The organism is Pseudomonas sp. R62, assembly GCF_000257605.1.
Taxonomy (GTDB): Bacteria; Pseudomonadota; Gammaproteobacteria; order Pseudomonadales; family Pseudomonadaceae; genus Aquipseudomonas; species Aquipseudomonas atacamensis.
In genome coordinates, this window is record NZ_JH635999.1 from 313,033 (window position 1) to 323,423 (window position 10,391).

2 protein-coding genes are annotated in these 10,391 nt (G+C 63.3%); both read left to right on the forward strand.

The window, feature by feature from the left end; translation table 11 throughout:
• Positions 1-308, forward strand: a 308-nt coding sequence (locus OQK_RS30515; RefSeq protein ID WP_238537230.1) for a phosphopantetheine-binding protein, incomplete at its 5' end; no start/stop codon positions are given.
• 13 nt (positions 309-321) lie between these two features.
• The coding region (locus tag OQK_RS19730; protein WP_038861435.1) for a non-ribosomal peptide synthetase at positions 322-10,391 on the forward strand (10,070 nt) is incomplete at its 3' end.

Consider the following 10,391-nt stretch of genomic DNA (forward strand, 5'->3'; position numbering starts at 1 on the left):
ATCTGCAATGGGAGGTCGCGACGATCTGGCAGGAAGTGCTGGAGGTCGAGCGGGTAGGGCTGGCGGACAATTTCTTCCAGCTCGGCGGCCATTCGTTGCTGGCGACATTGGTGGTGACCCGGGTGCAGGAACGTCTGGGCGACAAGGTGCCGCTCAAGGCGTTGTTCGAGACCGACACGCTCAAGGATTTCTGCGCGCGGATCGAAGCGCTGCGCGTCGAAATGTCGCCCGTTCAGGATGAATTGGCTAAATCACTGGAGGCCCTCAAACGTCTATCCCTCGATGATCTGGAAAAACTGATTTCTTGAGAGGGAAAAACGCGTGCAAGAGTTAATCGAGTCGGTAGGACAACTTTCGGCTAAGCAAAGAAAGGCTCTGGCGGTTCTGCTCAAGCAGAAAGGCGTCAACCTCTTTGACATTGCCCCGGTTTTCAAGCGCACGGCTGAAGAGCCGTTGCTGCTGTCCTACGCTCAGCAGCGCCAGTGGTTCCTCTGGCAGTGGGCACCGCACAGCGCGGCCTACAACATTCCGACGGCCCTGCGCTTGCAAGGGCCGCTGGATGTGCCGGCACTGGAACGCAGCATTGCGGCGCTGATCGAACGCCACGAAACCTTGCGCACGGTGTTCTCTCAAGACAGCGCGCAACCCTTGCAAGTGGTCCTGCCCGCAGGACCTTTTACCCTCGATATTCATCACCTGAGCACTGATCTGGCGCATGACCCGGAGCACTCGATCGAGGCTTTCGTGCAGACCCAGAGCCGGAAGACTTTCGACCTGCAGCACGGGCCGTTGCTGCGTGCCGCGCTGCTGCAGGTCAACCCCGCTGAGCATGTGCTGGTGCTGACCCTGCACCACATCGTTTCCGATGGCTGGTCGCTGCAAGTGATGATCGAGGAACTGGTGCAGCTCTATGCCGGTTTCAACCTCGGTCACGACGCCGGTCTGCCGGCGCTGCCGATTCAATACGCCGATTACGCCTTGTGGCAGCGCCAGTGGATGGAGGCCGGTGAGCAGGAGCGGCAACTGGCCTACTGGCAGGCAAAACTTGGCGGCGAACAACCGGTGCTGGAACTGCCGCTGGATCGTCCGCGCGCGGTGGAGCAGAGCTTCGCCGGCGCCAGCCACAACCTGATTCTTGATCCGGCGCTGAGCAATGCCCTCAAGGCCTTTGCCCGGCAGGAAAACGTCACCCTGTTCGTGTTGCTGCTGGCTTCGTTTCAGGCCTTGCTGCATCGCTACAGCGGGCAAAGCGACATCCGTGTCGGCGTGCCGGTGGCCAACCGTGGCCGGGTGGAAATCGAGCGCCTGATCGGCTTCTTCGTCAACACCCAGGTGCTCAAGGCGGACATCGACGCAGAGCTGCCGTTTATCGAACTGCTGCGTCAGGTCAAACAGACGGCGCAGGAGGCGCAGGCGCATCAGGACTTGCCCTTCGAGCAACTGGTCGAAGCGCTGGAACCGGGCCGCAGCCTCAGCCACAGTCCGCTGTTCCAGGTGATGTTCAACCACCAGGCCGAGCGCCGTGCGAGCGTCGCCACGCGCCTGAACGGCCTGAACATCGAACCGCTGGAATGGCAGAGCCAGACCGCGCAATTCGACCTGACCCTCAACACCACCGAACAGGCCCACGGCATCGAAGCGGTGCTCAAGTACGCCACTCACCTGTTCGACGCAGCGACCATCGAGCGCCTGGCGCAGCACTGGACCGCGCTGTTGCAAGCGATCGTCGCCGAGCCGAGCCAGCGTATCGGCCAGTTGCCAATGCTCGATGCAGGCCAGCAGCAACAGCTGTTGGCGCAATGGAATCCGCCGCTGATTGAACAACCGCTGACCCAGTGCATCCAGCAAGCCATCGAGTCTCAGGCCGAGCGGCATGCCGACGCGGTGGCCGTGACCTTCGCAGGACAACGCCTGACTTACGCCGAGCTCAATCACCGCGCCAATCTGTGGGCGCATACGCTGATCGAGCAGAGCGTCGGCCCGGACGTGCGCGTCGGCGTGGCGGTGGAGCGTTCGCTGGACATGATCGTCGCCATTCTCGCGGTGCTGAAGGCCGGCGGCGCCTATGTGCCGCTGGACCCGAGCTACCCGGATGACCGCTTGAGCTACATGATCGACGACAGCGGTATTCAATTGCTGTTGACCCAGGGCCATTTGCTCGGGCAATTGCCGATTCCGTCGGGGCTGGTCTGCCTCGATCTGGATCAGGCGCCGGAACACAGCATCGAAAGCAATCCGCCATGCCTGACCACGCCGGACAATCTGGCCTACGTCATCTACACCTCCGGTTCCACCGGCAAACCTAAGGGCGCGCTGCTGCCGCACGGCAACGTGATGCGCCTGTTCAGCGCCACCGAGCACTGGTTCGATTTTGGCCCGCAGGACAGCTGGACGCTGTTCCATTCCTACGCGTTCGACTTTTCCGTGTGGGAGATTTTCGGCGCGCTGTTGTACGGCGGCAAACTGGTGGTGGTGCCGCACGATGTCAGCCGTTCGCCGGAGGATTTCTACACGCTGCTGTGCGATGAAAATGTCACGGTGCTGAACCAGACACCGTCGGCGTTCAAGCCGTTGATGCAGGTCGCCTGCGAGTCGAGTCGCAGCAATGCCCTGCGTTACGTGGTGTTCGGCGGCGAGGCGCTGGAAGTACAAAATCTGCGTCCGTGGTTCGAGCGTTTTGGCGATCGCGCGCCGACGCTGATCAACATGTACGGCATCACCGAAACCACCGTGCACGTGACCTACCGGCCGTTGTCGCTGGCGGATCTGCAGAGCAACCACAGCAGCCCGATTGGCGCGCCGATTGTCGACCTGTCGTGGTACTTGCTCGACAGCTCCCTGAACCTGGTGCCGCAAGGCTGCATCGGTGAGTTGTACATCGCTGGCGCCGGTCTGGCCCGTGGTTATCTGAATCAGGCCGGCATGAGCGCCACCCGCTTCGTGCCCGACCCGTTCAACCGCAAGGCCGGCCAGCGTCTGTACCGTACCGGCGACCTCGCGCGCCTGCGCGGCGACGGGGTGATCGAGTACATCGGCCGTATCGACCACCAAGTGAAGATCCGTGGTTTCCGCATCGAGCTCGGCGAAATCGAAGCGCAACTGCTCAAGCATCCACAGGTGCGTGAAGCGGTGGTGCTGGCGGTGGACGGCCTCAGCGGCCAGCAACTGGCGACCTGGGTCGTGCCGGTTGAGACATTGAACGCGGACGAGCAGGGCGCGCTGCGTGATTCGATCAAGCTGCACCTGCGCGAAACCCTGCCGGATTACATGGTCCCGGTCAGTTGGGCGTTCCTCGACCGGCTGCCGCTGACCGCCAACGGCAAGCTCGATCGCAAACAACTGCCGCAGCCGGACGTTGCGCAGGTGCAAGAGGCCTACGCCGCGCCGCGCAGCGAACTGGAACAGCGTCTGGCGGAGATTTGGCAGGACGTGCTCAAGGTCGAACGGGTCGGGCTTCACGACAATTTCTTCGAGCTGGGCGGCGACTCGATCATCTCGATTCAGGTGGTCAGCCGCGCGCGGCAGGCCGGCATTCGCTTTACGCCCAAGGACATTTTTCAGCATCAGACCGTGCAGCGTCTGGCCACCGTTGCGCAGCAGAGCGACGCGGTGCAGACGGAGCAGGGCGAAGTGCTTGGCGACGCGCCGCTGACGCCGATCCAGCAGTATTTTTTCCACAGCGACATCCCGGCGCGGCATCACTGGAACCAGTCGATCCTGCTGACCCCGGCGAAAACCCTGCAAGCCGCGGCGCTGCAACAGGCCCTGGCGCAGGTGCAAAAGCAGCATGACGCCTTGCGTCTGCGTTATCGCCAAACCGAGCAGGGCTGGCAGCAAAGCCACGGCGCGGCGGATCAACCACAAGCGTTATTGCGCACTTTCACGCTGGACGACAGCGCGGCATTGCCAGCGCTGTGCCTGGATCTGCAACGCAGCCTCGACCTGCATAACGGCCCGCTGATCCGCGCGGCGCTGATCGATTTGCCGGACACCAGTCAGCGTCTGCTGCTGGTGATTCATCACCTGGTGGTCGATGGCGTGTCGTGGCGAATCCTGCTCGAAGACCTGCAAAGCGCCTATCAGCAGATCAGCAGCGGACAGCGCGTGCATCTGCCGGCCAAGACCAGCGCGTTCAGGGACTGGGGCGTGCGCCTGCAAGAACATGCGCGAAGCGCGGCGCTGGGCAGCGAACTGAGCTACTGGCGCGAACAGTTGCGCGATGCGCCGCTCGGTTTGCCGCTGGATAATCCGCAGGGCCAATTGAACAACCGCTTCGAACGCAGCGTCGACACGCGACTGGATGCCGAACGTACCCGCCAATTGCTGCAACAGGCCCCGGCGGCCTACCGCACTCAGGTCAACGACCTGCTGCTGACCGCACTGGCGCGGGTGCTCTGCGAGTGGACCGCTAGCGACAGCGCGTTGGTGCAGCTCGAAGGCCATGGCCGCGAAGACCTCTTCGATGACATCGACCTGAGCCGCACCGTGGGCTGGTTCACCAGCATGTTCCCGGTACGCCTGACGCCAAACGCCAGCCTGGAAAGCTCGATCAAAGGCATCAAGGAGCAACTGCGCGCGATCCCCAACAAGGGCATCGGCTATGGCTTGTTGCGTTATCTCGGCACCGCCGAAGCACAAGCGGCACTGCATGAACTGGCGCAACCGCAGGTGACGTTCAACTACCTCGGCCAGTTCGATAACAACTTCGACGAAGACGCCTTGTGGCGGCCGGCCACCGAAGACAAGGGCGCCGGTCAGGACGCGAACGCGCCGATGGCCAACTGGCTGACCATCGATGGCCGGGTTTATCAGGGCCAGTTGAGCCTGACCTGGACCTACAGCAGCGACGTTTTCGAAGAGGCGACCATTGTCGGTTTGGCCCGCGCCTACGAAGTGGCGCTGAGCGAATTGATCGACCACTGCCTCAGTCATTCCGGGGGGCTGACTCCGTCCGACGTGCCGCTGGCCGGTTTGTCCCAGGCGCATCTGGACAGCCTGCCGATTGCCGCCCAGCGCATCGAGGACATCTATCCGCTGGCGCCGATGCAGCAGGGCATTCTGTTCCACAGCCTGTACGATGCGGACGCCAGCGCCTACGTCTATCAGATGCTACTGGACATCGACGGCCTCGACGTTGCGCGGTTCCAGCAAGCCTGGCAGCGGGTGGTTGATCGCCATGAAGTGCTGCGCGCCGGTTTCATCTGGGGCCGCGATGGCCTCGATGCACCGTTGCAGGTGATCAACCGCCAACTGACCCTGGAAATGCCGGAAATCGATGTGCGCGATGCCGCCGATCTGCCGGCGCTGCTTGAAGCGCGGGCGCAGGCCGACCGTGAACGCGGGTTCGATCTGCAGAATCCGCCGCTGTTGCGCCTGTGCCTGCTGCGCACTGCCGACGACCGCCATCGACTGATTTTTACCTGCCACCACATCCTCATGGATGGCTGGAGCAACTCGCGGATGTTCGGCGAGGTGTTGCAGGATTACGCCGGCCAGCCGGTGCCGAGCGCGCAGGGTCGCTATCGCGATTTTCTGGTCTGGCTGCAGGGCCAGGACAAGGCAGCCGCGCAGGAATTCTGGCGCGGGCAACTGGCCGAACTCGACGAGCCGACCCGACTGGCCTCGGCCTGCCACGGACGCACCGTGCCGGGGCCGGGCAAACAGATGCATCGTCTGCATTTCGATGAAGCGTTGACCCAGCGCCTGAACAGCTTCTCCCGTCAGCAACAGGTGACCCTCAACAGTCTGGTGCAGGCCGCGTGGCTGCTGGTGTTGCAGCGCTACACCGGCCAGGCCACCGTTGCGTTTGGCGCCACGGTATCCGGGCGTCCGGTGGATTTGCCGGGCATCGAGGAGCAACTGGGGCTGTTCATCAACACCTTGCCGGTGATCGCCAGCCCGCAGGCCAGCCTCAGCGTCGGCGATTGGGTGCGCAGCGTGCAGGACAAGAACCTGTTGCTGCGCGACTACGAACAGACGCCGTTGCAGGACATTCAGCGTCTGGCCGCATTGAGTGGCGAAGCGTTGTTCGACACTTTGCTGGTGTTCGAGAACTACCCGGTGTCCGAAGCGCTGGAGGCCAATCCGGGCGGGCTGCGTTTTTCCGGTCTGGAGCATCGCGAGCAGACCAACTACGGTCTGACCCTGATTGCCGGCGCCAGCGAAGTGCTCAACCTCGATTTCAACTACCTCACCGAACACTTCGCCGAGCGCAGCGTGCTCGCTCTGGCCGCGCATCTGCGTGAAGTGCTCGAGCAATTTATCGCAGCGCCGCAACGGGCACTCGGCGAGATCGGTCTGCTGCCGCTGGCCGAGCGTCAGACGCTGGCGCAGTGGAACGACAATCACGCGGCTTATCCGGCCGAGCGGTTGATTTCGCAGAGCTTTGAAGCGCGGGTCGCAGCACATCCGCAGGCACTGGCGTTGAGTCATGCCGGCGTGGCCCTGAGTTACGGCGAACTGAACCGCCGCGCAAACCAGTTGGCCCGGCATTTGGTGACGCTGGGTGTCACCGCAGAAGTGCGCGTCGGCGTGGCGCTGCCGCGTTCGGCGGAACTGGTGATCGCCCTGATGGCGGTGCTCAAGGCCGGCGGCACCTACGTGCCGCTGGACCCGGACTACCCGGCCGACCGCGTGGCCTACATGCTCGATGACAGCCAGGCGAAAGTCCTGCTGACCCAGCATGCGTTGCTGGCGCAACTGCCGTCCAGCGAAGCACACGTGGTGCTGGTCGAGGCCGGTGGCGAAGCGTTCGCCGCGCAGGCACCGGACAACCTGCCGGCGCGCGCCGACTCGGCCAATCTGGCCTACGTGATCTACACCTCCGGTTCCACCGGCAAACCGAAAGGCGTGGCCATCGCCCATCGCAACGTACAGGCGCTGATTCACTGGTCCGCCGAGGTCTACAGCGAGGACGATCTGCAGGGCGTGCTGGCCTCGACGTCGGTGTGCTTCGACCTGTCGGTGTGGGAGATTTTCGTCACCCTGGCGCGCGGCGGGTCCGTGGTCATGGCGCGCAATGCCCTGGAGCTGGCGGACTTGCCCGAGCGTGATCAGGTGCGCCTGATCAACACTGTGCCGTCGGCGATTGCCGCGTTGCAACGCATCGGCCAGATCCCGTCGGGCGTGCGCATCATCAATCTGGCCGGCGAGCCGCTCAAGCAGGCGCTGGTCGACACCTTGTACCGCGAAACTTCGGTCGCCCACGTTTACGACCTGTACGGGCCTTCCGAAGACACCACGTATTCGACCTGGACCCGTCGCGAACTCGGTGGCCAGGCCAATATCGGCCGGCCTTTGCGCAATACCACTGCGTACCTGCTCGACGAGCAATTGCAGCAAGCGCCGGTCGGCATCGCAGCGGAGCTGTATCTGGCCGGTGAAGGCATCACCCGTGGCTATCTGTTGCGCCCGGGCCTGACCGCCGAACGTTTCGTGCCCAACCCGTTGGCGAGCAACGGCGAGCGCATGTACCGCACCGGCGACCTGACGCGTTTCATGGACGACGGCCGTATCGAATACGTCGGCCGCATCGACCATCAGGTCAAGGTGCGCGGCTTCCGTATTGAACTGGGTGAAATCGAAGCGCGTCTGCTGGCCCAGGCCAGCGTGCGCGAAGGCGTGGTGCTGGCGGTCGACCGCGTTGGCGGCCAGCAACTGGTGGCTTATGTGGTACCGGCCGAGGCCGATCAAAGCCCCGCGCAACTGGACGCGCTGAGTGCTGAGTTGCAAGCCGCGCTCAAGGCGCATCTGCCGGACTACATGGTGCCGGCGCAGTGGCTGTTCCTCGAACAGTTGCCGTTGACACCCAACGGCAAACTTGATCGCAAGGCTTTGCCGGCACCGGATGCCAGCCAGGCACAACGCGATTACGTCGCGCCGTCGACGCCGCTGGAGCAGCAGTTGGCCGAGGTCTGGCAGGACATTCTGAAGATCGAGCAGGTCGGCGTGACCGACAATTTCTTCGCCCTCGGCGGTGATTCGATCATCTCGATTCAACTGGTCAGCCGCGCGCGGCAGCAGGGCATTTGCTTCACGCCCAAAGACCTGTTCCAGCAGCAGACGGTGCAGAAACTGGCCGCAGTGGTTTCGCTGGCAGACGCGCAATCCGCCAGCGCCGCCGACTACCCGTTGGCGCAATTGGATCAGGCGCAACTCGATGCCTTGCCGGTGCCGGCGGAACTGATCGAAGACGTCTATCCGCTGTCGCCGATGCAGGAAGGCATGCTGTTCCATACGCTGTCGGATAACGGCAGCAGCCTCTACGTGCAACAGGTCAGCCTGCCGATCAAGGGCCTCGACGTGGAGCGTTTCCGCCGGGCCTGGGAGTTCATCATTGTGCGTCAGGCGATCCTGCGCACCAGTTTCCATTGGCAGGACGGCCTGGCCAAGCCGTTGCAGGTCGTCCATCGCCAGGCGCCGCTGCAGATGCAAGTGCTCGATTGGCGTGGGCAGGATTGCAGCGAGGCGGCGATTGCCGAGTTCGCCAGCGCTGATCGCGCGCTGGGCTTCGACTTGGCCGAAGCGCGATTGCAGCGGGTGACCCTGCTGCAGCTGGGCGCCGAGCAGTACCAGATGATCTGGACCAGCCATCACATTCTGATGGATGGCTGGAGCAGTTCGCGGTTGTTTGGTGAGGTCTTGCAGTACTACGCCACGGGCGAGGTGACTGGCGAAAATGGCCGCTATCGCGACTTCATTGCCTGGTTGCAGGCGCAGGATCAGGATGCCCAGGAGCTGTTCTGGAAGGCGCGTCTGGCGGTGGTCAACGAACCGACCGCGCTGAGTCAGGCGATGCACCCGCGTCATAGTGCCGACGTTACTGGTCACGATGCGCTCTATTCAAATTGGGACAAGGCGCAAACCGCACGCCTGCTGGAGTTCTGCCGCGACCTGCGCATCACCCCCAACACACTGATCCAGGGCGCGTGGCTGCTGCTGTTGCAACGCTACACCGGTCAGCAGACGGTGACCTTCGGCGCCACCGTATCGGGGCGCCCGGAAAGTCTGCCGAACGTCGGCAACATGCTCGGCCTGTTCATCAACACCTTGCCGATCATTCAGACCCCACAGGCCGATCAGCGTCTGGCCGACTGGCTGGGCGAATTGCAGGCCTACAACCTCGACATTCGGGATTATTCCCAGGCACCGCTGGCCGATGTGCAGCGCTGGTCGAACCTCGGTGGTCAGGCGCTGTTCGACAGCATCGTGGTGTTCGAAAACTTCCCGATCGACGAGCGCTTGCAGGAAGAAACCGACACCGAGCTGACCTTCGGCAAATCCATCGGCCACGGCGTGACCAACGTGCCGATGGACCTTGCGGTGACGCTCGGCGACGAGTTGTCGATCGAGTACCTGTACCTGCGCAGCCACTTCAGCGCCGCGGCGGTGCAAGGCATTCGCCTGACCCTGGAAAACACCCTCGCGGCGATGATGGCCGCGCCTTATGAGCGGCTGGGCAACTTGCAGCGTCTGTCCGCCGAACAATGGCAAGCGGCGCAGACCTGGAGTGCCGAGCCGGCGCACCGCCATGAGTCTCGCCTGTTGCCGGAGTTGATCAGCCGTCATGCGCAACAGCAGCCCGACGCGATCGCAGTGCAATGCGCCGGCGAAAGCCTGAGCTACGCAGAGCTGGAGCGGCAGGCCAATCGACTCGCGCAGTGCCTGATCGCCCACGGCGCCGGTCCGGAAGTGGTGATCGGCGTGGCATTGCCGCGTTCGCTGGAAATGCTGGTGAGCTTCCTCGCCGTGCTCAAGAGCGGTGCGGCGTACGTGCCGCTGGACATCGATTATCCGCCCGAGCGCTTGGCGTACATGATCGAAGATTCGCGCATGGCCCTGCTGCTGACGCAAACCAGCCTGCGCGCGACGTTGCCGGCGCCTAACGGCGTGCGGCGTCTGGAAATCGATCAACTCGATCGCAGTCTCTACAGCGATGCTGCCCCGGTCTGCGATGTTCACGAGCAGAGCCTGGCCTATCTGGTTTACACCTCCGGTTCCACCGGACGGCCGAAAGGCGTGGCCGTTACTCAAGGCCCGCTGAGCATGCACTGCCAGGCGATCGCCGAGTTGTACGAAATGGACGCCAGCAGTTGCGAATTGCACTTTATGTCGTTCGCCTTCGACGGCGCTCATGAACGCTGGCTGAGTACCTTGTACAGCGGCGGTCGTCTGGTGATCCGCGACGGTTGTCTGTGGACCCCGGAGCAGACTTATCAGGCCCTGCACGATTACGGCGTGACCATCGCTTGTTTCCCGCCGGCCTATCTCAAACAACTGGCCGAGTACGCGGCCGCCAGCGGCATTGCGCCGCCGCCAGTGCGCATCTACTGCTTCGGTGGCGATGCGGTGCCGGAGCAGACCTTGAACAGGTCAAAGCCGCGTTGCGTCCG